Raw genomic sequence first — 1,157 nt, 5'->3', positions numbered from 1 at the left:
GTGGTGCCGTCCGCCCGTTCCACTTCGGTCAGGCTGCCGTTGAGGCTGGCATGGTCGGGGCTGTAACGATAATGCGTCTGCTGTTTGAGGGCATCGGTGAGCTGGCGCAGGCGGCCCAGTTCATCCAGTTGCAGGCCGGTGGTCTGGCCGTCCGGCGTCATCACCGCTGCCAGCCGTTGTTGCTCATCATAGGCGTAGTGCCACTGGCGGCCATCCGGCAGCAGGCGCTGGCGCAGTTCGCCGTGGGTGCCGTACTGGTATTCTTCGGTGTGCCCCAGCGGATTGGTCAGCGCGGTCAGGTTGCCCTGTTCATCGTAATGGAGTTGCCAGCGATCGCCCGTCGGCAGCACACTTTCAATCAGTTGCCCGAGTTCATCATAACCATAATAAAACGTCTCGCCGGTCGGCAGTTTTACTTCGGTCAGCGCACCGTCAGGGTTGTAACCGAAGGTGGTGATCGCCCCTGCCGGGTCCGCTTCCCAGACAATCTGGCTATGGCGCCACTGGCGGCGGGTGATGCGCCCCAGCGGGTCGACTTCGCGAATGACCAGCCCGTTCGGGTCATAATGGTAGTGGGTTTCACCGCCTTCGCCGTCCCGATAGGTGGTGACGCGCGCCTGATCGTCATAGCGGAAATGGTCACACCAGTAGCCACTGGGGGAAGTCATGCTGATGACACGCCCTTGTTCATCATAAGTCAGGCTGAGATCGGTCTGGTCGGTATCATGCCAGCGGATCATCCGCCCCTGTGCATCATAGTCATGCCACAGGTGATTGTGCTGGAACGCGTCACACTCATGCAGGTAGCCGTGCTTATCATAATGGCAGGTGACCAGCCGTTGGGGTGTTTGCTGCTCCAGATAATCCACGGTCCGGAGTTGTTGATCCTGATAACCTAAGATCAACCGGAAACCATCGGTGCGCGTGACCTCAGTCAGTTGCGACTGTTTATCGTAGACAAACCGGATCGCATTCTGGCGGCGATCGGTGATCGCGGACAGTTTGCGGACAGCGCCGGCAGCGTGATTAAAATGGTAAGTGAGCCGGGACTGGCGGTCGGTCAGTTGCAGTTCGCCGTCCAGTTCACCGGTCAGCACGCAATGGGGAATATGCTGGTTACGGGCCAGCACCGTGTTATCCGGCGTGCTGAAATCGTA

Annotated in this window: 1 pseudogene; it reads right to left on the bottom strand. The window is 59.3% G+C overall.

Going from position 1 to position 1,157, the window contains the following annotated elements:
- Positions 1-1,157 (bottom strand): annotated as a pseudogene (locus tag Xbed_RS18715) (RHS repeat-associated core domain-containing protein); the annotation flags it as partial.

The sequence above is a fragment of the Xenorhabdus beddingii genome (assembly GCF_002127545.1).
GTDB classification, from domain to species: domain Bacteria; phylum Pseudomonadota; class Gammaproteobacteria; order Enterobacterales; family Enterobacteriaceae; genus Xenorhabdus; species Xenorhabdus beddingii.
The sequence above is the reverse complement of the archived record's forward strand: the minus strand, read 5'-3'. Positions and strand labels throughout refer to the sequence as shown.